23 protein-coding genes are annotated in these 24,415 nt (G+C 44.7%); 10 read left to right on the top strand and 13 right to left on the bottom strand.

Going from position 1 to position 24,415, the window contains the following annotated elements:
• Positions 1 to 381: 381 nt before the first annotated feature.
• From AB4161_RS03775 to AB4161_RS03750, 6 genes are all read right to left on the bottom strand, one after another.
• Positions 382 to 1,164 carry a heme ABC transporter ATP-binding protein gene (locus AB4161_RS03775; protein WP_372082830.1) on the bottom strand — a complete coding sequence of 261 codons (783 nt, stop codon included), beginning with the start codon at positions 1,162 to 1,164 and terminating at the stop codon, positions 382 to 384.
• On the bottom strand, positions 1,164 to 2,201 hold the full coding sequence (locus AB4161_RS03770; RefSeq protein WP_372082829.1) for a FecCD family ABC transporter permease: 1,038 nt from the start codon (positions 2,199 to 2,201) through the stop codon (positions 1,164 to 1,166). Before AB4161_RS03770 ends, AB4161_RS03775 begins: the two co-directional genes overlap by 1 nt.
• A gap of 103 nt (positions 2,202 to 2,304) precedes the next feature.
• On the bottom strand, positions 2,305 to 3,192 hold the full coding sequence (locus AB4161_RS03765; RefSeq protein ID WP_372082828.1) for a hemin ABC transporter substrate-binding protein: 888 nt from the start codon (positions 3,190 to 3,192) through the stop codon (positions 2,305 to 2,307).
• A 148-nt stretch (positions 3,193 to 3,340) separates the two neighbouring features.
• Entirely contained in the window at positions 3,341 to 3,754 is a 414-nt protein-coding gene (locus AB4161_RS03760) for a biopolymer transporter ExbD (protein ID WP_017062756.1), read from the bottom strand.
• Positions 3,751 to 4,452 (bottom strand): MotA/TolQ/ExbB proton channel family protein, encoded by a 702-nt coding sequence (locus AB4161_RS03755; protein WP_017064315.1) that lies wholly within the window; start codon positions 4,450 to 4,452, stop codon positions 3,751 to 3,753. The genes AB4161_RS03760 and AB4161_RS03755 overlap by 4 nt, the downstream gene beginning before the upstream one ends.
• Before the next feature lie 2 nt (positions 4,453 to 4,454).
• Positions 4,455 to 5,246, bottom strand: coding sequence for a TonB family protein (locus AB4161_RS03750; protein WP_372082827.1), 792 nt, complete (start codon positions 5,244 to 5,246; stop codon positions 4,455 to 4,457).
• Between the two features lie 161 nt (positions 5,247 to 5,407).
• Between AB4161_RS03750 and hutW the strand changes: the two genes are divergently transcribed.
• From hutW to AB4161_RS03730, 4 genes are all read left to right on the top strand, one after another.
• Positions 5,408 to 6,817 carry a heme anaerobic degradation radical SAM methyltransferase ChuW/HutW gene (gene hutW, locus AB4161_RS03745; protein ID WP_372082825.1) on the top strand — a complete coding sequence of 470 codons (1,410 nt, stop codon included), beginning with the start codon at positions 5,408 to 5,410 and terminating at the stop codon, positions 6,815 to 6,817.
• Positions 6,818 to 6,865: 48 nt separating this feature from the next.
• Positions 6,866 to 7,387, top strand: a complete 522-nt coding sequence (hutX, locus tag AB4161_RS03740) for a heme utilization cystosolic carrier protein HutX (protein WP_136974678.1) — start codon at positions 6,866 to 6,868, stop codon at positions 7,385 to 7,387.
• Between the two features lie 155 nt (positions 7,388 to 7,542).
• On the top strand, positions 7,543 to 8,073 hold the full coding sequence (gene hutZ, locus AB4161_RS03735; RefSeq protein WP_004731858.1) for a heme utilization protein HutZ: 531 nt from the start codon (positions 7,543 to 7,545) through the stop codon (positions 8,071 to 8,073).
• 113 nt (positions 8,074 to 8,186) lie between these two features.
• Positions 8,187 to 8,747, top strand: coding sequence for an ATP:cob(I)alamin adenosyltransferase (locus AB4161_RS03730; protein WP_017062752.1), 561 nt, complete (start codon positions 8,187 to 8,189; stop codon positions 8,745 to 8,747).
• A gap of 94 nt (positions 8,748 to 8,841) precedes the next feature.
• Here AB4161_RS03730 and AB4161_RS03725 read toward each other — a convergent pair whose 3' ends face one another.
• A complete protein-coding gene (locus AB4161_RS03725; protein ID WP_372082823.1) occupies positions 8,842 to 9,756 on the bottom strand; it encodes a chemotaxis protein in 915 nt (304 codons plus the stop codon).
• Positions 9,757 to 10,037: 281 nt separating this feature from the next.
• Here AB4161_RS03725 and ppiC point away from each other — a divergent pair, with 281 nt between their 5' ends.
• Together ppiC and AB4161_RS03715 are read left to right on the top strand one after the other, a co-directional pair.
• Positions 10,038 to 10,319: a peptidylprolyl isomerase PpiC gene (gene ppiC, locus AB4161_RS03720; protein WP_258185064.1), complete on the top strand. Its 282-nt coding sequence runs from the start codon at positions 10,038 to 10,040 to the stop codon at positions 10,317 to 10,319.
• A gap of 283 nt (positions 10,320 to 10,602) precedes the next feature.
• Positions 10,603 to 12,009 (top strand): alpha-amylase family glycosyl hydrolase, encoded by a 1,407-nt coding sequence (locus AB4161_RS03715; RefSeq protein WP_017062749.1) that lies wholly within the window; start codon positions 10,603 to 10,605, stop codon positions 12,007 to 12,009.
• Between the two features lie 128 nt (positions 12,010 to 12,137).
• Here AB4161_RS03715 and AB4161_RS03710 read toward each other — a convergent pair whose 3' ends face one another.
• The 4 genes from AB4161_RS03710 to AB4161_RS03695 form a co-directional block, all read right to left on the bottom strand.
• Positions 12,138 to 14,009, bottom strand: a complete 1,872-nt coding sequence (locus tag AB4161_RS03710) for a methyl-accepting chemotaxis protein (protein WP_372082822.1) — start codon at positions 14,007 to 14,009, stop codon at positions 12,138 to 12,140.
• Between the two features lie 435 nt (positions 14,010 to 14,444).
• On the bottom strand, positions 14,445 to 15,815 hold the full coding sequence (locus AB4161_RS03705) for a YjiH family protein (RefSeq protein WP_017067418.1): 1,371 nt from the start codon (positions 15,813 to 15,815) through the stop codon (positions 14,445 to 14,447).
• A gap of 228 nt (positions 15,816 to 16,043) precedes the next feature.
• A complete protein-coding gene (locus AB4161_RS03700; RefSeq protein WP_372082821.1) occupies positions 16,044 to 16,718 on the bottom strand; it encodes a YoaK family protein in 675 nt (224 codons plus the stop codon).
• A 175-nt stretch (positions 16,719 to 16,893) separates the two neighbouring features.
• Entirely contained in the window at positions 16,894 to 17,376 is a 483-nt protein-coding gene (locus AB4161_RS03695; protein WP_170926836.1) for a GFA family protein, read from the bottom strand.
• 32 nt (positions 17,377 to 17,408) lie between these two features.
• On the opposite strand from AB4161_RS03695, the gene AB4161_RS03690 reads away from it, so the two are divergent.
• The 3 genes from AB4161_RS03690 (at position 17,409) to AB4161_RS03680 (ending at position 20,073) form a co-directional block, all read left to right on the top strand.
• On the top strand, positions 17,409 to 18,062 hold the full coding sequence (locus AB4161_RS03690) for a hypothetical protein (protein ID WP_017064322.1): 654 nt from the start codon (positions 17,409 to 17,411) through the stop codon (positions 18,060 to 18,062).
• Between the two features lie 124 nt (positions 18,063 to 18,186).
• Positions 18,187 to 18,486, top strand: a complete 300-nt coding sequence (locus AB4161_RS03685; protein ID WP_009845720.1) for an isoamylase early set domain-containing protein — start codon at positions 18,187 to 18,189, stop codon at positions 18,484 to 18,486.
• Between the two features lie 276 nt (positions 18,487 to 18,762).
• Positions 18,763 to 20,073 carry a peptidoglycan DD-metalloendopeptidase family protein gene (locus AB4161_RS03680; protein ID WP_108110734.1) on the top strand — a complete coding sequence of 437 codons (1,311 nt, stop codon included), beginning with the start codon at positions 18,763 to 18,765 and terminating at the stop codon, positions 20,071 to 20,073.
• A gap of 106 nt (positions 20,074 to 20,179) precedes the next feature.
• Here the strand turns inward: AB4161_RS03680 and AB4161_RS03675 are convergent, their stop codons facing one another.
• Together AB4161_RS03675 and AB4161_RS03670 are read right to left on the bottom strand one after the other, a co-directional pair.
• Positions 20,180 to 22,024, bottom strand: coding sequence for a putative bifunctional diguanylate cyclase/phosphodiesterase (locus tag AB4161_RS03675; protein ID WP_372082820.1), 1,845 nt, complete (start codon positions 22,022 to 22,024; stop codon positions 20,180 to 20,182).
• Positions 22,025 to 22,166: 142 nt separating this feature from the next.
• Entirely contained in the window at positions 22,167 to 23,063 is an 897-nt protein-coding gene (locus tag AB4161_RS03670) for a LysR family transcriptional regulator (protein ID WP_017062741.1), read from the bottom strand.
• 108 nt (positions 23,064 to 23,171) lie between these two features.
• On the opposite strand from AB4161_RS03670, the gene AB4161_RS03665 reads away from it, so the two are divergent.
• Positions 23,172 to 24,377, top strand: coding sequence for a multidrug effflux MFS transporter (locus tag AB4161_RS03665; RefSeq protein WP_017062740.1), 1,206 nt, complete (start codon positions 23,172 to 23,174; stop codon positions 24,375 to 24,377).
• Positions 24,378 to 24,415: the final 38 nt, after the last annotated feature.

Genomic DNA, 24,415 nt, shown 5'->3' with positions numbered 1-24,415 from the left:
CGCTAATCCGCGATGAACCTTTTTTTGTGCTTGCAGTTTCACTTCTTGTACGTTTTTCTCTCAATCCCACATCGATGTCGCAGTCTTGTTGATTGATGCTGAATGATGTTATTTCCTTTCTTTTTATATGCTTACGCTCGCGGCTTGTTTTACTCTTCAGTGTTAAAAGCTAAGTAACCCTAACGGGTAGTGTTCATTTCTAGAGCCTCAAATGCTCAAGGTGAGTCGTTTTGGTGCTTGCTGCTGTGGTTATTAATAAAATTGAGTTTAAGCCGAGATAGTGGCTGTGAGCCAATAAAAAGCCCCGAACAAATCGAGGCTTAGGATTACGTCATTGTTATCAAGAACGAATACTCAAAACGAGTCGCTCCTTAATCGGACTTATTGTGCGGGGTGAACCTGAGGGAAGCTCATGGTTGGGTGTTTTTCTACGATACTGTTGTAACCATACACATCTTCTATCATCGAAGGTTTCAGTGCATCCCAAGGCTTGCCATCACACACCAAATTGCCATCTTTCAATACCACCAATCGATCGGAATACTGCGCGGCTAAGTTGAGATCATGCAAAACCACGATAACCGCGGCATTGTGGTTATCGGCTAATTCTCTCGCAATCTTTAAGGTGTTGTGCTGGTGGGCAAGATCCAGTGCAGAGGTTGGTTCATCAAGCATCAAAATACATTGGTCACCAGAGTGGTGAAGCTGAGTTAACACTCGAGCCAAGTGCACTCGCTGCTTTTCACCGCCTGATAGCGAAGGATAAAGTCTTTCACTCAGGTGAGTCACATCAGCAACATCCATTTTTTGGCTAGCAATGCTGGTCAGTTTCTTGTTGGATTCTTGCAGAGGAATCCCACCAAGCTCGACAACTTCATGTGCCAAGAATGGGAAGGTCAATGTGCTGTGTTGAGGAAGCATAGCAAGGTGCTTCGCTAACTTTTGAGAAGGCCACTTGTCTTTACTGTGTCCAAAATACTGGATATCGCCGTTGCTTGATATCTCTTGGCACAAAGCTTTAAGCAGCGTGCTTTTACCTGCGCCATTTGGCCCAAGCAGTGTGGTTACCTTTCCCGCTTCAATCTCAATAGAAACGCCATCTAATATCACTTTACTGCCGAACTTCACTTCGATATCGGTCGCTTTTAAAGCTGAAGGAAACATTAAAGGATTCTCCCTTTCTGTTGAAATAGTAGATATAAGAAGAATGGGGCGCCGATAATCGCAGTGACAATACCAACAGGAAGTTCAGCCGGAGCAAGTACCACACGTGAGAACATGTCTGCGGCGGTTAGCAGCAGTGCGCCTAGTACCGCTGATAGTGGCAACAGAACTCGGTGGTCAGGGCCTGCCAACATGCGACCTAAATGTGGGATAACCAATCCAATAAAACCAATCATGCCAGACAGGCTAACTGTGATACCAACGCCCGCAGCCGTCAGTAGAATCAGCTTTCGTTTCAGCTTTTGAACTGGGATACCAAGGTGTTGCGCTTCTGACTCGCCCAGTAATAGAGCATTTAGAGACATCGCTTGGCGGTAGAAAACAACAAACAAGCCAACGAGCGTGACAGCTGCCAGCAAAATTCCTGACCACTTAGCGCCCGCCAATGAACCCATCGACCACAATGAAAGATCGCGCAGCATTTGGTCATCAGCAATGAAATTCAAGAAGCCAATACCTGCGCCAGAGAGCGCACTGATCGCCACACCCGCCAACAACATGATGGTGACAGAGGTGCCGAATTTACCTGTACCCAGCTTATACACCAGCAGCGTGGTTAAAGCGCCGCCAAGAAAAGCGAACACAGGAACCGCAGCAAAGTTCATGAAAGCAGGGTATTGAAGCGATAGCTCAGAGAACAAAACGATAGCCAGTGCAGCACCTAATGCTGCGCCCGCAGACACACCTATGATGCCAGGTTCTGCAAGTGGGTTTCGAAACAAACCCTGCATCACTGCACCACACAAGGCGAGGATCGCACCAATCAGCATGCACAAGATGGTTCTAGGTAAGCGGATCTCTTGAATCACTAAGTTGATGTGAGGTGCTAAGTCATTGTTTGGTTTAATTAAGCTCGCTGCGCTGTCAGCTAAGCTAATGTTCATTGGCCCAACAGTGATCGAGTACAGCGCGACAAAAGCTAGGGTTGCACCTAGAGCTAACATCGACGTTTTCAGTGGGACGGAGCGTAACAACATAAAGGGCCTCAATATCTATCGCTAACTTCGACCTCCTTCAACAACAGCGTGAGTCAGTTGGTGAGGGAAGCGAATTAGCGATAGCAGAAATAGGGTGGTTGAGTTATAGCGGGTAGATAAGTGCGTTTAGACGCTTTGCTTCAGAGAGGCTTTCTAGGCCAAGCCCGCCAACCAAAGCACTGCCATTTACGGTAATGATTTGCTTGTTCATACCTGCAGGCGTTGCCGCTAACATAGGTAGCGATTTCAGGATGGCATCAGCACCGCCCATTTTTTGGTAGCTACGACCACTGACTAAAATCACATCTGGCTGCATTTCTACCAGTGATTCCATCGACAGTGGCTTGTAAGACGTTAGGCTTTGAGCTGCAGGGTTGATACCGCCAGCTAACTCGATGATTGCGTTTGGCGAAGTTTCACCGCCAGCAACGTTCGCAGGGCGACCTTCGTGCAGCAACAGGAAAAGTACTTTCTTCGCTTCGTTACTTGGTACCTGGTTCGCTTTCAGTGCTGCAATCTTCTTATTTACTTCAGCTTTGACTTGCTGTGAGTGAGCTTCGGTGTGGGTAATTTTTGCGATTTGGTCGATACGCTTTAATAACCCCTCAACGTTTGCTTCGGTATTGACGATCTCGACATCGACGCCTGCCGATTTTAATTGAGAGATAGCGTTGTCTGGTCCCATTTCATCCGAGCCAATCAATGTGGTTGGTTCTAGGGCAAGTAAGCCTTCCGCAGACAGGTTTCGGTGATAACCAATCTTTGGCAGGTTTTCTCCTTGAGGGAAGTGGCTGGTCACATCAATCGCGACTAACTGCTCTTCGGCACCTAATGCCAAAACCAATTCAGTAACGGCACTACCAGCACTGATGATTCGAGGTTGTTCAGCGTCGTTGGCCATTGCGGGTGCGCTAAGTGCCAGGCTGATTGCAGCTAATGAAAGAAGAGGTGTCTTGGTCTTTAATTTATTGAGCACGTTTAAGTTGTTCATAATAAGTTCTTTATATTTTCTTTTTGTATCGCGAAGATACTCAGTGAGCAGTCCGTTCGCATTGTGAGTTCGAATCGATAGAGAGGCTTAGTCTGCTTGTTTAGTTTTATCAACCAGAAGCCAAACCTCGTGAAAATTGAGTGTCGCTCTAGCCATCGTCCGTGAGCAATTGAGTCGCTGGTATTCCGTTTTCTTGAAGGAATGAAAGCAACTTCACTAGGTTCTCCACGTTAGCGGCTTTATCTGCGCCAATGATGATCGGTTTTTTATCCGTTGAACCAGTCTCTTCTAACAGCGCAATCTTGAAGTTTTCCCAGTCGATGTATTCTTGGCCGTTAATTGCCCAGTAGGGTTCGCGGTCTAAAATATTGACGCTAATTGAATCCTTGTGGACTTCAGAAACGTTTTTAACATCCGAGCTTGGCAGCTCAACTTCTAGCGATTCCAGCTTTACCGATGCCGTAAGCAATAGAAAAACCATCACGATAAAAATGATGTCGAGCAGCGGTGTTAAGTCTGGCGCTAGGCTCTGTGTGTGAGATGAGTGGGGCGTTTTAATCATGCTTGACTCACATCACCGATAGAGGTTTTGTTGATAGGCTTACCTTGAGTATCATCTGACTGATTGGTTTGAATCGACATGCCTTCTAACCACACATTCACATAGTTCAATGTATGCTCCAATTGAGCTAGCACTCGATCGGCCCATAGCCCTAGTAGCTGAGCACCAGAAATAGCAGGAAGCGCAATCATCAAACCTGCTGCTGTGGTTCGCATTGCTAATCCAAGACCGTCTGCCAAATCATTAGGCGTGATGCTGCCTGTTGTCGCGGCAACGCCTTTAAACATCTCAATAAGACCAAGTACCGTACCAAGCAAGCCGATGAGTGGGCTGATCACGCCGATCAAACCAAGCAGTCTTAAACCTGCATGAAGCTGGTGGCGTTTTTCTTGTAGCCAGATCCCAGCGGCATCTTCACGTAACCCTTTTGAGAAAGAGTGGTGAGCAAGCAACATTGACACGCCCTTGTACAAGAGCGGGCGTTTACCTGAAATCGACTGAGCAAGCGCTTCAATCTCTTTACTGTTGGTTGGTGAAATTTGGTTAAGCTCACGACGAATAGCACGTTTGCCCACACCAATGCTGAGCATGACTTGGAAGACACGTTCAGCGATGATCATTGCTGTTAATGCTGAACAGATAAGAAGAGGCCAAGTCATTAAGCCAAGTTGATCTTGTAAGTAACTGATTTGTTGCATGATTAATCCAACCTAAAACGAACAGGTATTTGTACTCGGTGAGCAATAGCTCGACCATTGACAGTGTGAGGTGAGAATTTCCATTGTTTAATGGCATCTAATGCGGCGTTATCGAGTATTAGTGCGCCTGATGAATTTACTAATGCTTGTTTAATTTGTTTGCCTTCAGCGTCTAACCAGATCTCATAAGTCGCGACACCTTCAACGCCACGACGTCTTGCTTGGCGAGGGTAATTCGGTGGGGTAGGACGCGCAGAGAACGAAGGCTTAGTGACTAAAACCGGCTCTTGGTTTGATACGCCTTGATTTACTTCCTGAGGCTGGTTGGCAGACTCGTCCATATTCTTATCGACTTTCTTGTCGGCCAGTTTCTCTGGTTGAGTGGCTGGTTTTGGGCGTTCTTTCTTAACTACCTTTTTCTCAGTTACTGGTTTCTTTTGAACCGGCTTCTTCTCGACAACCTTTTGCTCAATCACTTTTTTCTCAACTTTCTTTGGTTGAGGTTTATTGGTGATCGCTTTTTTCTTTGGGGTTGGCTTAGCTTGCTTTGGCTCAACCGTTTTTGGTTCGGCTTGTGAGACGGTTTCTTTTATTGGCTCAGGTTTAACTGGCTCTGTGATTGTTTTTTGCTGAGCTTGTGAAGGAACGCTCTTAGGAGTGAAGTTGATCGATACCGTGTTCGATTGGCTACCTGCAGGCATCGCAAATACTTTGGATTCTTGAGCGACAAACAACAACGCGGCATGAATCACTAACGATGCACCGCCTGCAATAACATATCTAGGAACGTTCACAATCAATCCTTTACCAAATCAAAATTCTGTATCGGATTATTGCTTATAATCTAAATAAGATCAATTATCAATTGCATTATCATTTGCGTCTATTTATGATTCTCTCAGTTTTTAGCGAATAGTCTTCCAGACTTTGCTATGTAAGTGTTTAGAGAGATTATATGAGTCTTAATATTTATAAATTTGACGAATCAATCTTGGGCATTTCTAGCCCTGATCCGCTTCGTTTTGCGTTTGCGAAAAAGCATTCTGCACACGCCGGAGGAAGTTCAATTCCGGTCGACCCCAGTAAGAAGTTAGAACTCTTTGACGAACTGATGCTGAGTGAAGGGAAAAAACAGGATAAGCGTTGCTTGTATATCCACATTCCTTTCTGTCGTGTGCGTTGTACGTTTTGCAATTTCTTCCAAAATGCCGCAAGCCGTAAATTGGTGGATGAGTATTTCGATGCACTGATGGTCGAGCTAAAGCAGAAAGCCAAAACACCTTGGGCTCAGTCTGGACTATTTCACGCCGTCTATATTGGTGGCGGAACTCCCACCGATTTGTCGTCTCAACAAGTTGAGCAGCTGGGTAAAGCGATTCGTCAATATTTCCCACTAGCAAACGATGTTGAGATGACATTGGAAGGGCGCATCAATCGATTTGGTGACGAGATGTTTGATCGTGCGCTTGAAGGTGGCTTCAATCGTTTCTCGTTCGGTATTCAAAGTTTCAATACTCAGGTTCGACGTAGTGCTAAGCGCCTAGATGACCGAGAGGTTGTGCTAGAACGTATCAGTTCACTAAGCCGCACCGAGCAAGCGCCAATCGTTCTTGATCTGTTATACGGATTACCACACCAATCTATGGAAGTGTTCCAACAAGATTTAGAAGACTACATGTCTACTGGCGCACACGGCATTGACCTCTACCAACTGATTGTTGCGGGCAATGCACCTATGCTTAATCTTGTTGAGAAAGGAAAAATCCCACCGCCTGCGAATACGCCAGATAAGGCGAGCATGTATTTGGCGGGTGTGGAGTTCATGGCAAAAAATAAGGTCAAGCAACTGAGCGTAAACCACTGGACTCGTGATAACCGCGAACGCAGCATTTACAACAGCTTAGCGAAAACTTATGCCGAAGTTCTACCCATTGGTTGTGGCGCTGGTGGCAACATCGGCGGTCATGGTGTGATGCAGCATCGAACTATAGACAGCTACATGGAGTCTATAAAGAAAGGTCAATTACCTATTGCCATGATGACTAAGCAAAGCTCATTAGAGCCTATCTTCTCAACATTAAAGGCAGGTTTCGATTCTGGTGTTGTTAGAAGAAGTACGCTACCGAGATTTATGGGGCAAGATACGTTCGACTACCTCAAGCCTTTGTTCGCGCATTGGGAACAGAACGGTTTAGTTGAGCTTTCGGAAGATTACTTGAGCCTGACCATTGCAGGCAGCTTCTGGGCAGTAAGCCTCGCTCAGAGTGTGATTCAAGTGCTTAACGCTGAATACCAAGCTATGCAACCAGCGCCTAAAGCGTCAGGTTCGAGCGTACACCCGCATGCAAGTTTGAAGCACGCTTAATATCGAATTTTTAGTTTATAACTTACTCGTTTATACGGAACATATTCAATGACAGATACAACATTAGAAATGACAGAAACTCTAGAACAACGCGTAGCTCGAATTTTAGAAGAAGAGCCAAAACTACTGCCAACAGCAATTGCTGAGAAGCTAGGTGTTTCAGAGGTTGAAGTGGTTGCTGCTTTTCCAAACGACATGGCAGTAATGCTAGATGGCAGACGTGCTCAAGAGATTCTAGAAGGTTTAGTGGGTTGGGGGCCTGTGACCACTATCGTGCATTCATTTGGTTCTATCTTTGAAGTAAAAGCGCCATTCCCGAAAGGTAAGGTAGCGCGTGGTTACTACAACCTAATGGGCAAAGAGGGCGAGCTTCATGGTCACCTTAAACTTGATAACGTTAAACATATCGGTTTGGTGAGCAAGGCGTTCATGGGTCGTGAAAGTCATTACTTCGGCTTCTTCAGTGAAACCGGTGAGAACATTTTTAAGATTTACCTAGGCCGCAACGAAAAGCGTGAGCTTATTGCCGACCAAGTAGAACGCTTCAAAGCGTTAAAAGAACAAGCTTAAGTACAGTCAATAGTAAATAATCAGCAGTAATCTGACATAGGGTTGCCAACTGGCTTAAACAAGACATCAATGCTCGAGGATCGTTTAGTTCGCTAATGATCGCTCAACCTCGGGCAAAAATAATAAATCAGAGAAAGTGAAGAAAGGAATTACCCATGGAACAGCAAGTAAAACAAGAACGTCTACAAGGTCGCCTAGGTCCAGAAATCAAAGAGTTTCGCCAAGAGCGCCGTACCCTTCAACTTGCAACGGTTGATGAAGAAGGTCGCCCGAACGTAAGTTACGCACCTTTCGTTCAGAACCAAGAAGGTTACTTTGTTCTAATTTCTGATATTGCTCGCCATGCTCGCAACTTGAAAGCGAACCCTCAGGTCTCTTTGATGATGATTGAAGACGAAGAGAGCTCGAAGCAACTTTACGCACGTAAACGTTTAACGTTTGATGCTCAAGCAAGTGTTGTGGAGCGTGAAACGGAACTTTGGACTCAAGTGATTGGCCAGATGCAAGAGCGTTTTGGTGAAATCATTGATGGTTTGAGCCAACTTCAAGACTTCTCTCTGTTTAACCTTAAAGCTGAGAACGGCCTGTTCGTTAAAGGCTTTGGTCAGGCATACCAAGTGTCAGGCGACGATCTGGTGGATTTCGTTCACCTACAAGAAGGCCACAAAAAAGTATCTAACGAGTAATCTCGTTTAACCGATTTCTTCAGGAGCCCTCCAATGTGAGGGCTTTTTTATGTCTAAATCAAAGAGTTTGGTATATTGACGTTTGATGACTATTTATGTGTAAGGATCGGTACGTGAAACCAGTAAGTCGAGATTGGGACGAGTTTTGTTATCCGTTTATCTATGAAGACAGTCCTATCTGTGATTTTGAGATTTTGTCGGATGAACTTTGTTGCCGAGTTGGATTGGTGTTGTCTTTAGAGCTAGAGCCTCAGGTTCGTGAGATCCTGCAACGCTTGCAGCCAAACATCTATCACTTGAATGGCTCTGTGCGCGGTAAGCTTGCCATCACCGAGTCTGAATTGGTCGAGCTCAAGCAAGATTATCATCGTATCCGTGAGCAGTTAGAAGGGGGGGTTAAAGGCTTTGTCTTACCCGGTGGACACCGAGTGTCTAGTGAACTTCACTTGTGTCGTTGTCAGGCTAAGAAAGTTGTGCGAGCTTTGGTGAGTATTGAACATCATGAAAGCAAAAAGTCGCCAGACCCGATTCTTTTTAAATACGCCAACCTAGTCGCGAACACTCTCTATGCATTGGCCTCTTTTACCAATCATGTGAATGAAGTCGAGGAAGTGGAATTTGTGAGTAAGAGCTACTCTATGCCGAAAAAGTCTATGCCAGAAAATAAAGACTAACGGATAGCTCTATTCTTATTAAGATTTGAAGAAAGAAGAGACTAAGAAGCTAAACCATTGAGCACTATGCCAGGTTTAGCTTCTATAACAGAGCCTAAGCAGCCGTAGAGGCGCCGTTTAAGACTTTTGCGCCGCGTAGCATAGCTTCGATTAATTCACCCGCGTTGAACTTCTCAAGCGCTTCATGCGCCCCCACCTGATTAGCACGGTCGACACAGATCTCACTGGACAGTGAGGTATGCAAAATACAGTAAGCGTGACTTAAAGCGCTGTCGTTTTGCACTTCAAATGCAAGCTCATAACCATCTAATCCCGGCATCTCGATATCACTCACCAGAAGATCAATGGCATTGCCAGCGCTGGCTTGGCGTCGCATTAGGTCGATGGCATCTAAGCCGTTGTTACATATGCTGTAAGGGATGTTGATGCTGTCTAAGGCATCAGATAACTGTTTACGTGCAATCAAAGAGTCATCCACTAATAAGATGTTCAATGCTTTGAGGCGTTCCCTTTCTACATCGGTCAGCATCGGGACATGAGCATTCTCATAAGCTGGGTAGATCTTAGAAAGCAGCAGTTCCACATCGAGCATTTGCACAATACGGTCTTCAAAACGTGTAATACCCGTTACAAACACATTGCGACCCACACTGGTGGGTGGAGATTCAATGCTCTTCCAGTCGCATTCAATGATTTTATCAATTGAACGAACCAAGAACGCCACAACTGTTCTCAAACAGTCAGTAACGATGAGTACACAATCTTGGTATTCAGCGGGTGTTATCGGACGGAAGCCAATCGCAGCGGACATATCAATCACAGGAACTGTAAGGTCGCGGATAGTCACTGTACCAATCACGTGATGATGGGAGTAGGGGATCTGAGTCATCGGCTGAAAAGGGACGATTTCTCTGACCTTAAGCGTGCCAATCGCAAAACTTTGAGTGAGGGACAACTTGAACATCAACATTCCCTGTGACTGACTCGCTTTACTGATCGGTTTGGCCATAAGTGGCTCCTACTTAATACGCGCTTAATTTATAAGGATTAATTTAAAGGGAAATGGAAGCCGCAGCAAGTCGCGATGCGGTTTTTAATGGCCTTTAAGGCAGTTGTTTTCGGTTATAGAGTGAAGAATAGCGGTTCTTGGGTTAAAATCACGCTAAACGCTGGCTGTCGATGAATTTATGTCGATAAGCCGTTAGCGGCAAACAGATTTACAACAGTCAGTTCATTCGCGATGTTCTAAGTAATCGTCGTAAGTAAACTGGCAGCAACAAACTGAGAATTATCATGGCAAGAACAGCAGCAGCGCTTCATATTCTGGTGAAGCATAAAGAACTAGCAGAAGACATCATGACGCAGCTTAAAAAGGGCGCTAAATTTCAAACGCTAGCGAAGAAACATTCAACCTGTCCATCTGGTAAAAAGGGCGGCGACCTAGGTGAGTTCAAAAAAGGTCAAATGGTGCCTCAGTTTGATAAGGTTTGTTTCTCTGGCGAGACGCTTGTACCACACCTTGTGAAAACAAAATTTGGCTGGCACGTCGTGAAGGTTCTTTACAGAACTTAGTTATAAATATGTGTTAGATTGAATAAAAGGAGCGTATATACGCTCCTTTTTTGTGACTTTTGTGCGCGTTTTAAAGCACTACGGTTGAGTGTTCATCCCAGACGTTATGCGATAATTGGTGCTACGCCCTCAACCATCCACCGTGAGTAATTGGTAGGAGGAGGAGGGTTTTTAATGAGTAACTCATATAATAAATGCCATTCTTGAGGAAATTTATTGCAGCTTTGCCTTTTAGCCTTTGCCTTTTCTAAAAAGCTGTAAACGAGTTTGGTAGGAGAACAACATGGAGAGTTCAGCTATGTTAAGCAAACCAGCGACAGATGTCATATTGCATGCCTTTGACTGGTGCTACGCTGACGTAATGAAGAACGCCCCACTGATCCAAGAGTTGGGTTATAAATCTGTTTTAGTATCACCGGCGATGAAATCGCTGCGCGGCCCTAAAGGTTGCGATCGAAATTCTGGTACTCAATGGTGGCAACGCTATCAGCCCCAAGACTATCGTGTGATCGATAATCAGTTGGGTGACACACAAGATTTTAAAGCGATGGTCGACACGTTAAAGCGACATGGGCTTCGTACTTATGTGGATGTGGTGTTTAACCACATGGCCAACGAATCGGGTATCCGCGGTGATCTAACGTATCCCAATCAGCAAGACATGGCGTCTTATCAAAAAGATGCTGACTATTATGAATCCATACGTTTGTTTGGTGACCTTTCTGAGCCTCTTTTTGATGAGAACGACTTCGTGGAAGCGTTTGGTATCAAGAACTGGAAAGACACGTGGGAAGTGCAAAACGGGCGTATTACCGGTGGCGCCAGCGATCCTGGCCTGCCAACGCTACTCGATAACGATAATGTGGTGGCACAACAAAGAGCCTACCTAAAAGCACTGAAAGAGATTGGTGTGAAAGGATTTCGCATTGATGCGGCAAAGCATATGACACTGGCACACCTACGCAAGGTGTGGACGGATGACATCTGCGAAGAAATGCACATCTTCGGTGAGATCATTACCGATGGCGGCGCGACAGAAGAAGAGTATGAGCTGTTCCTTGAGCCTTATCTTAAACACACTCGCTTAGGCGCTTACGATTTCCCGTTGTTCAACACCATCTTCAAAGCATTTGAAGAGCAGGGCAGCTTTAAGTCTTTGATTAACCCATACTGTTTTGGTCAGGCTCTGTCGAATATGCGAGCGATCACGTTTGCGGTCACTCATGATATTCCCAATAACGAGGTGTTTTTGGAGCATGTGATGGATGAAGTGGATGAGCGATTGGCTCATGCTTTCATTCTTGGTCGAGACGGCGGTGTGCCGCTTGTTTACAGTGAACTGAGCACCAGCGGTATTCTGGACAAGAGCGGTCAGCCTCGTTGGCTTAACGACTGGCAAGCGCCTTACATGAAAAGCATGATTCAATTCCATAACCATGTTCATGGCGAAGCGATGCGTGTGGTTGAAGCGAATGATGATTTGTTGGTGTTTGTCCGTGGCGATAAAGGCATTGTGGTGATCAACAAGTCGAAGCGAAGCAAAACAGCCTCATTAAATTGGACTGGTGCGGTAACCGATTTACTGTCGGATGATGTGTTTGAATGTGTTGGTAAGGATTTAACCATCAAGGTGGAATCGAACCAATGCATGATGTTAACGACGAATGAATTGAAGCCTGTCACGAGTTAACTTGGATAGACTAGAAAGAGAAGCCCCGCTTACTGGCAATCAGTAATCGGGGCTTTTTATTTTAAGCTATTGCTCGGTAACTAAACCAAATGGCGACTCAGCCAAACGGCAACTGAGCCAAACCTTGGTTAAACCGTAAACTTATTCAATAGCTCGTCTTGTTGGCGAACATTGTCAGTTTGCTGCTGCATTGCGGTATTCGCTTCTTGGGCCGCTGTTGATACTTGTGTTGAAAGGTCTTTGATCTTAACAGTGTTGTTATTGATCTCTTCCGCTACTAAGCTCTGCTCTTCTGCCGCTGAAGCAATCTGGATGTTCATATCTGAGATGCGTTGAATCGCGTCACGGATACGGTCAAGTGAAGAGTTCGCTTGCTGAGCGCGTTCAACGGCGTCAGTGGCTGTGTCTTTACTTTGGTTCATCGCGTTCGATACTGAGCTTGCACCCGCTTGGAGCTGCTCGATCATGTTGCGGATTTCCGTAGTTGATTCTTGAGTACGTTGTGCCAGAGTACGAACTTCATCGGCAACGACTGCGAAACCACGGCCTGATTCACCAGCACGCGCCGCTTCAATAGCCGCATTCAATGCCAGTAGGTTGGTTTGGTCTGCAATATCGTTGATTACTTTTAGAATTGTTTCGATGTTGGCTGTTGCTGATTCAAGTACTTGTACTTCGGCAACCGCTTGGTCGATACGTGCTGAAAGGTTATCAATCGCTTGAGTGGTGTCACTTACGACAGATGTGCCGTCTAGCGTTGCTTCGTCTGCTTCACGGGCTGCCGCTGCTGCGCCTTGAGCATTGTTTGCAACTTCAGTTGCAGTAACCGCCATCTCGTTCATTGCAGTCGCTAACTGTTCAAGCTCTTCCAGTTGGGTATTCATCGCTTTCGCTGATTCGCCTGCACCTTTAACCGTGATTTCAGTACCACGCTTAATTTCAACACCAATCGCTTTCGATTGAATGATCTGATTTTGCAGGTTTTCAGTAAAGGTGTTGAAACCTTTCGCTAGGTCAGAGAACTCTTGGTCTGTGTTGGTATCTAGGCGCTTAGTTAAATCACCTTGACCGCTCGCCACATCTTGAATGGCTTGGTTAAGCGCATCCAGTGGACGCATTAACACACGAATCAGAACAGTCAGTGCAATGATGCTGAGAATAACTGCAATCAACGAGTAGATCATTGAGCTGTTCTTCAATTCTTCAACGGTTTGGAACGCGATCTCTTCATCGAGGATTGCACCCATATACCAATCTTCACTAGGGATGTGGGTGAAATTAACTAGGAACATTTTGCCGTCGACTTCAATTTCTTGAGAGCCTTCACGAATAGTCGCTTGTGGCATGTAGCTTGATAGCGTTTCACCGTTGTTTTTCGCATTTGGGTGAGCAATCGTGGTGCCGTCGGCTGTTACTAGGAACAGGTAACCCGCATCAAACAAGTTCACTTGGTTGACCAAGGTAGCAAGGTTCGTCAATTCTAGGTCGTAGAACATACCCGCAGTAAAGCGGCCGTTGTCTTTAACTGGAGTACCTACTGATATGATGACTTTCTTACTTGATGCATCCACATAAGGAGCGGTAACAACTAAACTGTTTTTGGATTTAGCATCAATGTACCAAGGACGAATTCGTGGGTCGTAGTCTGGACCGGCATCCCAACCATCATCATTTTCAATAACGAAACCGTTTGCTTCATAACCAAAACCAACCGCTAGGAAGCTGTTTTTAAGCTTTGGCTTTTCTAAGATTTCTTTAACGTAAGCGCGATCTTCAGGGTTGATCTCGATGACTTCAGTCGTCGATTGAGCCAACGCTTTCTTGGCGTTCATCTCCGATACGACGGTATTTTTCACGCCCGAGACCATCTCTTTCAGGCTCGCATTGACGTGGTTTTCTACTGCACTTCTTACAGTGTAAAGTTGTTGTATTGAAAGCAATGATACTGTCACTAGCAGCAAGGCTGATGATGCAGCAACCACCTTATGGCTAAATTTCATTGAGTTTTCCCCTTCTCACAGGCTTTGCGAAGACTAAAGTTAATCGTGTTTTTGTAATTATATATATCGACTAGATTGGGTTTTACTTGAATGTAATTTCACAAAATAGACTGCAAAAATACAACAACCTAAACAATACAAAATTCACTAAATCACATATTTGTTACTTTTAGTATTTGGTTCAATGAGTTGGGGAATGGGGCTAGACGGAGTTTAAGGAGGAATTAAGAATGTATTAATTTGATAGTTATGCGTTCAGTTTTCTATTAAAAAGAGGCGGGGTGAACAAACGATATGAAATCAAATGACATGCAGAGCTTATAAATTAATTGAACTCCAAATAATACAGTGTATATATTTTCGCAAATAAAAAGCCCCACAAAAGTGAGGCTTTATAAACTGAATCTTTATTGAGTTACATAAGTAGTATCTAATTTAGAATATTAGATGCGCTACACCAGCGATAACTGGAAGCGTAATTAACGTACGTAGAATAAAGATAATAAACAGTTCTAAGATGTTCACTGGAATCTTACTGCCTAGAAGTAGAGCGCCCACCTCAGACATGTAGATCAGCTGAGTTACCGACATTGCTGCAATAACAAAGCGAGTCATCTCGTTGTCGATAGAAGCCGCAAGGATTGCTGGGATAAACATGTCCGCAAAACCAACAACAATCGTTTCAGATGCTGCAACCGCTTCAGGAACACCAAGTAGCTCTAGGAATGGAATGAAAGGCTGACCTAGGATTGAGAACACAGACGTGTATTCCGCAATAACCAGTGCCATTGTACCTAAACCCATAACAACAGGCAGTACGCCAAATACCATATCTACGGCGTTACGAACGCCTTCGCCAAATACAGATTTAGCCGACTTTACTTGAGATGCTTTATTTACCGCTAGCTCAAGACCCCAAGAGAACGTTGAGTGACCTGCTGGGATCGCGTCAGCGTCTTTGTGCGGCTTGCTGCCATCAATGAAAGTATCTTTCTTCATGCTTAGTGGTGGAAGGCGAGGGATGATCACCGCTGCCACAATACCCGCTAAACAGATTGCTGCGTAGAAAGGTAGGAACAGGTGCTCTAGTTCTACCTGAGCAATAACCACAAGACTGAATGTGATAGATACTGCTGAGAAAGTCGTACCAACAACCGCAGCTTCACGCTGAGTGTAGAATTTCTTCTCGTACTGTTTGCTTGTAAGCAGGATACCAACACTGCCGTCACCCAACCAAGAAGCCATACAGTCAATAGCACTGCGGCCTGGTAGGTTGAAGATTGGACGCATGATTTTACTTAGTAGCGTGCCAAACAGCTCTAGTAGACCAAAGTTAAGTAGAAGCGGAAGTAGCAAACCAGCAAAGATGAATACTGAGAACAGTGTCGGAAGCAGGCCTTCTAGAACCAGACCACCAGTATTTTCTTCCCAAATAACCTCAGGGCCAACTTGGAAGAAAGCCATAACGGCTGCAGCACCACCAATTAAACGAACCAGCAACCACAGTGGAGATGGGTTGAAAAGGCCGTTTAAAAATGAATTTGATGTAATGAATGTAGGCTTAAAAATGGTGCTTAAAACTGAAGCTACAGACATGAAAGCAACGATCGCAGTGATGATAGGGACTAGATATTCACCGAAAACCGCTTGAATTGATTTGGCTAAGATAGCTACAGGGATGGTTAGATCACCTTGATAGCTGATTGGCGCCATGAAAAGGAATAAACCAATCAATGATGGGATTAAGAAAACCCAGAAACTGCCTTTAGATTTCTCTGTTTGAGCAGTATTCTTGTTGTTAGACATGTTATTGTTCTCGAATTTCTACACGTAAAAAAGCCACATCCTTGGCATTTTTATTCACTAAACGTCCGTATTTTTTCATTGGGTGCAAGATTACCCAGTATTAATATCGCTTGCAATACTATTCATAAAATATCGCTAAATATTCATACTGGTTATTCTGCAACGTATTAAGAGTTTAGAATAAAGTGTTGCGGATGTTACGTAGTTTGAGGTTATATTGCCAGATATTTATAAATTGACTGGGGTTTCAGTTCGATAGGTCAAGTATAACCAGTAGCTAAACGCAATAATGAAAGCAAAAGAGGCAGGGAAAGCCAATGCCAAGATTTCGAAGCGTTGGAACAGACAAGCGCCAATTAAGCCGCCAAACAGGAAGCCAACCACAATGAAAATTAGCAGTTTGGCTTTACGGCGGTCAAAAGGCATCCCCTTTAAGTGAGCGCCAATCATGATCCCAAGATCGGTAATGATCCCGCTCATGTGTGTTGTTCGAATGATTGCCCCGCTGTAAGTGGTGATCATCGCGTTCTGCAAACCACACGCGGCTGAAGCGAAATACTGGCCTGAAGTATAGCCTTGCAACAGTGTCCACAGCGCCAAAAACAGCAATCCACCCTCAATACATAGTGCAACACCGTAACGGCGTCCTAACTTCAATGCTTGGTTTTCAATAAAGAACCCGCTGAACGCCGCACCTAACATGAAGCTCATGATCACCAATAGGAGGTGAACAGAAGCCGAGGTCGGTGTAAGCAGGCTACTGCCTAGCAAAGACATGGTGCCGGAGATATGGGAGATAGCTTGATGTTGGAAGCCAAGTAAGCCGATAGCATTAACACTGCCAGCAAGACCAGCTAACAAAAGGGCGCCGTATTCAACCCAGCGAGGTAACTTAGAAATCATGTGGTTCACCCTGGGTTAAATAGAGGAGCAAGATTATAACGCTAGACAAAAGATACGCTAGCGCTGTGAAGCGGTGATATTTGATCTTAGGCAACAGTATTGCAGTTTGTTTTAATACTGTTGCTATATAAAGATAACGGTCAATAACGAGATAAAGATAACGCTCAATGACGAACTAGTTGTAATGGCTCATTTGGTGGTCGAACTTAACCCAACCGTGTTTGCGTTCTTCATAAACCGAAAAGCTCGGCAGTGGGAAGTCTTGCTCTTTAAATAATCCGAGCGGGACGATATAAAAATCAGCGGCGGCAACCGACTGCAAAAGCATGGTGGTGCCACACTTGGGACAAAACTGATAGGTGACTTCATTACCCGTATCGCTGATGCGTGAAAAAGAGGTCACTTCACCGCTGAGTGTAACTTGTTCTATTGGGAACCGAGCCTGAACGCCGAACACACTTCCGGTGCGTTTCTGACACTCATAGCAATGGCAGACAGATGTACGTTGAGGTTCACCTCGGCATACTAGGTTGACTGCTCCACAGCGGCATTCGCAACTTCTGATATTTCTATCTTTAATATGATTGATATCCATCCATGCTCCACTTCTGGTTAACCCTGTATTGATAATTATACTAAAGCCCTTTATGGTCTGCACAACTGGATGAAAACAAAAGAATATAATTGCCCATGAAAAAGAAAATCTTACCTATCCCTCTGATTCTACTGATTCCAATTGTCATGCTGGTTGTGGTGATAGTAGCGGGTATTTATCGCTTTAGCTTAAGTGATGAAGAGATCTTGGCGAAGTTTCCTTCTTCTCAAGTGAGTTATGACCCAGTCGTAGAAACCGTTTTTGATTTGAAGACGACCAATCCATGGACAATTAAAGTTCCTGAGACTAACGCCTACGCTTTTATCAATGAAGTTGATGAGCCTAGAGCCATCGCGTTTGGACGCTATGACTCAGGTGTTGAGCGCGGTGTGGTAACGGTAGACACCAATAATCTTTCAGCCGCCACGTTGGGCAAGGCGAGTTTCTTTGTCGCGCCGATGTGGATATCTAACCAAGGCAGCGGTGTTTTCTATTATCTAGGCCTGTTTAAGCATGACCAGCAACGAAGCCGTGTGGTGTTAGTCGACCAACTTTTACTGGGTGATCGTATACAAATTCAGACATTGGAGGTAGCTCAGCAGCCAGGTTCGCAATCACAGAATAAACTTACTGGGGAAGGTTTTATCGGCTTTACTCAGCATTCTGCGGAACAATCATTTGCAGAACCCCCTTCTGAAAAGGTGTTAATGAGTTTTTCTTTTGATACGCAATCAATTGGTAAGCAATAACGTTTTCGTGAATGTAAGGATCTGTTGTTTATGTGAGTCAAATTACATATTATCTTAGTTAGATGAATGAAATTTAGACACACTTAGCTTTGTGTCCGCTTATTTTTACAAATGGAGCTTGCGAATGATTAATAAACGTTTTTTTAAGACGAAAGATGAAGTTGAAGTGACCTTCGAGCTAGAAGCTCAAGAAGCGAACTCTGTATCCATCGTTGCTGACTTTCTTGATTGGAAAGCCACCCCAATGAAAAAACTGGCCAAAGGGAAGGTTTACAAGTTTAAAACTCGTCTACCTAAAGATGGCGAGTTTCAATTCCGCTACCTAGTTGATGACCAACAATGGGTGAACGATGCTAATGCCGATCGTTACATCCCAAATGAATTTGGTGAAGACAACTGCCTAGTGTCGACGGTAAACGCATAATCTTTTCTTAAAACCAGCGACTAATTCGCTTCGTTTATTAATTATTCGAAACGGAATAACGTCAACCAATAGAAAGCAGAAACTAGCCGTTTCTGCTTTTTTATTTTTAAATTTAGCGGTTAATTTTATTTCTTATCTAGTGGCTCTTCATCTACGGCAACTCAATGACTTAGGGTAAGTTGGGAAGATTCACATCATATTATGACAATGCATTGATGATTTATGCGTTTGAAAAGCATATCCTATGCCTTTATATCGTAGAAAGACCTGTTTACCGTGTATTCAAAAATATTTCCCTCTCCGTTTGCTGAGCTTTCACCTGTAAAAAAAGTAGCTATTTTGGGACTGCCACTTATTGCTGCGATTGGTGTTGCTTTGCAATCGTCACAATCGGATCTGACGAAAACGATCGATCTTGATTTGCCCGACTCAACCGTTATTGAGTCAATTCTGTCACCATCTTCTGTTACCGTTATTGAGCCGCCGACATTTGAGTATCAAATTCAAACGGGCGATAACTTGAGTAGCATCTTCACTCAGCTTGGATTTTCTTACAAATCGATGATGAGCGTGATGGAAACTGATTTGAACTTCCTTGCTTTAGATACGCTTCGTCCGGGTAATACATTACGCTTTTGGCGTGATGAAGCGACCGGCGACCTTTCTAAAATGGAACTTCAATTTAGCGTCGCGGACAAAGTGGTTTACCGATTACTTGATGACGGCAGCTACGAATTCGAAGACATCTCTATTCCTGGTGAATGGAAGCAAAAACCTTTAGTGGGTGATATTCAAGGCAGCTTCTCTATGTCGGCGAACAAGGTTGGCCTGAGCAGTCTTGAGATTGACCATATTGTGACTCTTCTTAAAGATAAGCTGAACTTTAGCCGAGACCTACGTGCTGGCGATCAGTTTGAAGTGCTTCAAAAAGCGCAATATGTTGATGGTGTTGCAACCGGAAAACGTGAAATTGAAGCAATTAAGATCATGAATCGTAACCGCGTTGTGTCAGCATACTTACACACTGACGGACAATATTACGATGCTAATGGCGATAGCCTTCAACGTGCTTTCCAACGTTATCCTGTAAGCAGCAGCTGGCGTCAGAGTTCTCAATTTAACCCTAAACGTCTACACCCTGTGACTGGCCGAATCTCACCGCACAACGGTACGGATTTCGCGACACCAATTGGCACACCTGTTCAAGCAACGGGTGATGGCAAAGTGATCATGACGCGTAAACACCCTTATGCGGGTAACTATGTGGTGATTCAACACGGTAGCACTTATAAAACGCGCTACTTGCACTTAAGCAAGATCCTTGTTCGTAAAGGACAAACGGTATCTCGTGGTCAACGTATTGGCCTATCGGGTAAAACGGGTCGAGTGACAGGTGCTCACTTGCACTATGAACTGATCGAACGTGGTCGCCCTGTTGATGCGATGAAAGCGAATATCCCAATGGCCGATTCTGTGCCTAAAAAGGAAAAAGCGACATTCACAGCCGCGAGAGATGAAGCCGACAAGCTATTGAAGGCAGCGTTAGAAACGCGCAATCTAGCAATGGTTAATAATGCTAGTAAGTAGCTAGCCATTAAACTGTTTTAAAGCCGCAAGAGCATCACAAAGCACAGTCAGTGTTAAGTGATGCTCTTGCGGCTTTTTAGTTCTCAATAGAAGGTTCGGTAAGGGTTTAAACTAAAGGCTCTGAGTGCGCGACATAGCTAACGATAGCTTCAGGTCGCATTGGAGGTGAGTAGAGGTAACCTTGGATCTTGTCACATCCCATCGCGTGCAGCTTTTCTAATTGCTCACGCTTCTCAACACCTTCCGCAACCAAAGATACATCGAGTCTATGGGCCAGTTGAACAATCAGCCATACTACGCTCTCTGAGGTCGAACTAGTTAACAAGTCTCGAATAAAGGTCGCATCAATTTTAATGCAATCGATAGGGTAGCTGTGGATGTAGTTCAAACTGGAGTAGCCTGTACCAAAGTCGTCGAGTGCAATCGTGAAGCCTTGTCCTCTCAGAAAGTTAAGCGCGGATTTTGTCTCTTGTGTTGGCGATAACAGAACGGTTTCGGTTAACTCGATAACAAACTCATTCGCCTTAAAATGGTGCTGTTCAATGGTTCGAGTCAGGTAGGATATATAACGTTTCGAATCAGTAAGCTCGTGCGCAGAGCAGTTGATTCCAAGTTTAACCTTGTAGCCCAAGCCTTGCTCTAGTGTGGTTTTAGCGCGGCACACCAATTCAATAATGCGTTCACCTAATTCGACAATCAGCCCTGACTCTTCTGCCACTTGAATAAACTCTACGGGTGAGATGTCTCCATGTCTGGCGGTTTTCCAGCGAGTCAGTACCTCGAAATATTCCCATTGCGTTTCACCTTGACCCACAATCGGCTGTACAACTACGTACATTCCATTGCTGTCGGGGATATAGCTTTGTGAAATTGGGTTTTCCAGCTCACTTCGTAGCGCTGCGACTAGCTCGGTTTTTCTTTGGTAACGAACTCTTAAGTGAGTGTCATAACATTGAATATGAGTATCTTGGCTGTGTTTACACTCTTTAAGCGCCAAGCTGGTATTGAAGATGATTTGCTCAACGTCTTTGTTGTCTCCATCCGAACTGGCAATACCGATGCTGACGTCGAAATCTATCTTGATATCAACGCTACTGTAGCCCTGCTTAATTTTGGCCAGTATTTGTTCGCACACGGCTATCGGATCAGAATGGTAGGTGATGAAGGCGAACTCGTTGCCAGCAGTCCGGAAAGTCAGGTTGCTTTCAGGTAAAGTTCGGCGCAATATTTCTGCGACAAACTGCAGCACCTTGTCGCCAATATAATTACCGTGCATATCATTAATGGCTTTGAAGCTATTGATATCGAGTAAAGCCAATGTAAACGGAGTGACGCTCTGTTGAGTAACCGACTCTAAGGTATCTGATAAACAGCTTCGGTTGAGTAACCCGGTTAGGCTGTCGTGTGACACCTCATAACTAAGCTGATTTACAAGTTGTTCGGAACGATCGTTAAACCACATTTCACGCAAGGTGTGGATGATGATGTCGGCGAACAATTGATGGTGCTTTACCACGTCTTGTTGCTGATCAGGGCTAAGAGGCGAGGTGAACGTTGAAAACAGCACGCCCATCACTTCGCCACTTTGAGTTTGAGTCGGGATCGCGATGGAGTTTTGTGAGGTGATTTCCTGCCTAAATGCCGATGTTGGCAATGACTGGACGATGTACTGAGAAAATGAGCAATCTGGGTGTCTTTGATTGACGGCTTGTTGGTAGATGTGACCATGGCGCGCATTGATTTTGTCATGTAATACATGATCAGAATGGGCGATCACCAAAGGAACGGTTTGGTCAGGGAAGTACTTCTTCTCAATGATGCTAGTGTATTGAGTATCAAAGGTCTGATGTAAAGTAAGCACAGCTGACTCTAAAAGGTCGATACCTTCCAATTTCAGCAAACGGCCAATGCGCTCTGTGTCTATCATGCTATTGTGCGTATGTTGAGTCATAGCCACCACCCCTAGTTAACCAGATTCACTGTGTAAGCGGTATACGTATTATCTTGTATATGTGCGAACTTGTATAATCTATATGCGTCAAGTTTATTATTGGCCGTGTTGTATAACTTTTCAAATTAAAATGTGACTTATTTCACAGAGCTTGCGTGCTACGCTCTTTGTCTAGCCTGTCTTTCAGATGGTCCAAAAAGAGCTTGGTTCGCGTGTGCGAGTAATCAAGCTTAGGGTAGTACGCGTAAACCATCACTTCGTCGGCGGTAATATTTGGCAATACTGGAACTAATGTCCCTTGCTTTAGATCCTCTTTGATCATCGCTTTGATGGTTAACAGTACGCCCATTCCTCGCTTCGCAGCATGAAACAAAGCCTCTGGATTGGTGGTCGCAAAGTTACCATTGAGGGTGATGCGTTGCCCTTTGGTGAGTGTGACTTCTCGGGTAGGGCGCTCTCCCCAAATCAAAGAGTTGTGTTGTTCTAAGTCCTGCTCGTTGGCGGGGTAACCATGTTTAGCTAAATAGCTTGGCGCTGCATAGAAGCTGGCTTTGTGTTCAAACAGCGGTGTTTTCTTGAAGCTTAAGGAGTTGAGCTGTTCCAGTTCACGACTGATCACCAGATCTAAGCCCAGTTCAGGTAATTGGCCTGGCGTGGTCGTGATCAGCTGCACCTTAATGTCTGGGTATTTTTCTAAGAAGTCGTCCATGTATTGCACCAGAAACTTAGAGCCAACCGCAATCGTAGCGCCAATCTTTAATAGGCCTGCTGGGGTTTGGTTAACCGAGCGAGTCTCATCAATAATGGACTGCCAATTGTCGAGCTGATCCTTGGCTCGCAGGTAAAAGAGCGCACCTGCTTCGGTTTGGCTAATTGATCGCGTGGTGCGCTTTAACAGTTGGGTGCCGATGCGCTCTTCTAGCCAGTTCACTCTTTTGCTGATCGCCGAGCTGGTGGTGTTAAGTTTTCGAGCAGCACCATTGAAGCTACCTTCTTCCACTACTCTGACATAGCTTTTTACGTTAAGAATCCAATCCATATTATTTCCTGTTGGGACTTAATAAAATTCCAATTTAGCTAATTATCAATTATTGGTTTTGAATGTAAACTCGTCTAATGAACAAATATCAAACGAATAGGGAATTTTTTGAGCCAATCGACCTTTAAAAAAACACCGTTACTCTTAGCAATGATGATTATTGCTACGGGGCAGGTGGGTGTGAGCATCTACTTGCCAGCATTACCGTTAATTGCTTCTGATTTAAGTGCTACTCAAGTAGATGTACAGCTTCTCGTCACGCTGTTTCTGGTGGGTTTTGGCTTGTCTCAGCTATTTTACGGACCGATGTCCGATGCGGTGGGAAGAAGACCTATTTTCTTGTTAGGTCAGGGTGTTTATTTGATTGGTACAGTCGTTTGTGTTGTGTTTTCTGACAATATGACGGCGCTAGAAGTTGGTCGCTTGCTACAAGGTTTAGGGGCGGGTAGTGCCTCGGTTCTTGGGCGAAGTGTGCTTCGTGACAGCTATGATGGTTCACAGCTTACCAAAGCGTTGTCTTATATCTCGATCACCGCGTCGATTATGCCGATCATTGCGCCGGTATTCGGTGGTTGGATTTCATTTCACCTCGGTTGGCAGGCGGTGTTCCTGTTCGTTTTATTGTATCTACTAGCGATATTCACACTGGGTTACTTTGTTCTGCATGAAACTTTGCCATACGGAAAGAGCCGCTTTGATGCGTGCCAAGTGGTGAATAACTACGGACGCTTGTTGACCAATCGCCAAGTGTTGACCAGTGCCAGTTACAACTGGATGAGCTACATGGCGAGTTTGGTATCGCTATCGTTGTTTCCATTCTTAATGCAAGAGCAATTGGGGCTGACCGCCGCTGAATATGGTTCATTAATGATTGTCCCTTCGGCAGGCTTACTGATAGGTAGCGTCGCTTTAAACTTACTCAATCGTAGGTTTAGTACGCCCCAACTGATGAGCCTAGCTATTTTGATTATCTTGGCATCGGGAACTTGGCTTCTTACTCATGAGTTATCCATCTTTAACTTAGTTTGGGCGTTTACTTGGTTGGCGATAGCACAAGGCATCTCGTTCCCATTATCAATCAGCATGTTATTAGAACCTCATAAGAAACAAGCGGGCGCAGTGTCGGCATTGTCGGGCTCTATTCAGATGTGTTTAGCGGGTTTATTGGGTGGGTATCTAGTAGAGAGTTGGGTCACGACTCATCTACAGTTAGGCGTGTTCTACCTCATTATTGGCGCAGCCATGGGCGGAGTGCTTTGGTCTTCAACCAAAATGAACAACAAAGGCGATACTGTTGAAGTGGAATATAGCTAAACACTAAATTCACTATCGTTTAACGCACCATCGTTAAT

It is taken from the genome of Vibrio sp. 10N.286.51.E5 (assembly GCF_041469125.1).
GTDB lineage: Bacteria > Pseudomonadota > Gammaproteobacteria > Enterobacterales > Vibrionaceae > Vibrio > Vibrio crassostreae_C.
The sequence above is the reverse complement of the archived record's forward strand: the minus strand, read 5'-3'. Positions and strand labels throughout refer to the sequence as shown.

Excerpts from the sequence above, each read along its gene's own strand:
- AB4161_RS03775 (WP_372082830.1), bottom strand. The coding sequence starts at position 1,164 with ATGTTTCCTTCAGCTTTAAAAGCGACCGATATCGAAGTGAAGTTCGGC.
- AB4161_RS03770 (WP_372082829.1), bottom strand. The coding sequence starts at position 2,201 with ATGTTGTTACGCTCCGTCCCACTGAAAACGTCGATGTTAGCTCTAGGT.
- AB4161_RS03765 (WP_372082828.1), bottom strand. The coding sequence starts at position 3,192 with ATGAACAACTTAAACGTGCTCAATAAATTAAAGACCAAGACACCTCTT.
- AB4161_RS03760 (WP_017062756.1), bottom strand. The coding sequence starts at position 3,754 with ATGATTAAAACGCCCCACTCATCTCACACACAGAGCCTAGCGCCAGAC.
- AB4161_RS03755 (WP_017064315.1), bottom strand. The coding sequence starts at position 4,452 with ATGCAACAAATCAGTTACTTACAAGATCAACTTGGCTTAATGACTTGG.
- hutW (WP_372082825.1), top strand. The coding sequence starts at position 5,408 with ATGAGTCTTAATATTTATAAATTTGACGAATCAATCTTGGGCATTTCT.
- hutX (WP_136974678.1), top strand. The coding sequence starts at position 6,866 with ATGACAGATACAACATTAGAAATGACAGAAACTCTAGAACAACGCGTA.
- hutZ (WP_004731858.1), top strand. The coding sequence starts at position 7,543 with ATGGAACAGCAAGTAAAACAAGAACGTCTACAAGGTCGCCTAGGTCCA.
- AB4161_RS03725 (WP_372082823.1), bottom strand. The coding sequence starts at position 9,756 with ATGGCCAAACCGATCAGTAAAGCGAGTCAGTCACAGGGAATGTTGATG.
- AB4161_RS03715 (WP_017062749.1), top strand. The coding sequence starts at position 10,603 with ATGGAGAGTTCAGCTATGTTAAGCAAACCAGCGACAGATGTCATATTG.
- AB4161_RS03710 (WP_372082822.1), bottom strand. The coding sequence starts at position 14,009 with ATGAAATTTAGCCATAAGGTGGTTGCTGCATCATCAGCCTTGCTGCTA.
- AB4161_RS03705 (WP_017067418.1), bottom strand. The coding sequence starts at position 15,815 with ATGTCTAACAACAAGAATACTGCTCAAACAGAGAAATCTAAAGGCAGT.
- AB4161_RS03700 (WP_372082821.1), bottom strand. The coding sequence starts at position 16,718 with ATGATTTCTAAGTTACCTCGCTGGGTTGAATACGGCGCCCTTTTGTTA.
- AB4161_RS03690 (WP_017064322.1), top strand. The coding sequence starts at position 17,409 with ATGAAAAAGAAAATCTTACCTATCCCTCTGATTCTACTGATTCCAATT.
- AB4161_RS03685 (WP_009845720.1), top strand. The coding sequence starts at position 18,187 with ATGATTAATAAACGTTTTTTTAAGACGAAAGATGAAGTTGAAGTGACC.
- AB4161_RS03675 (WP_372082820.1), bottom strand. The coding sequence starts at position 22,024 with ATGACTCAACATACGCACAATAGCATGATAGACACAGAGCGCATTGGC.
- AB4161_RS03670 (WP_017062741.1), bottom strand. The coding sequence starts at position 23,063 with ATGGATTGGATTCTTAACGTAAAAAGCTATGTCAGAGTAGTGGAAGAA.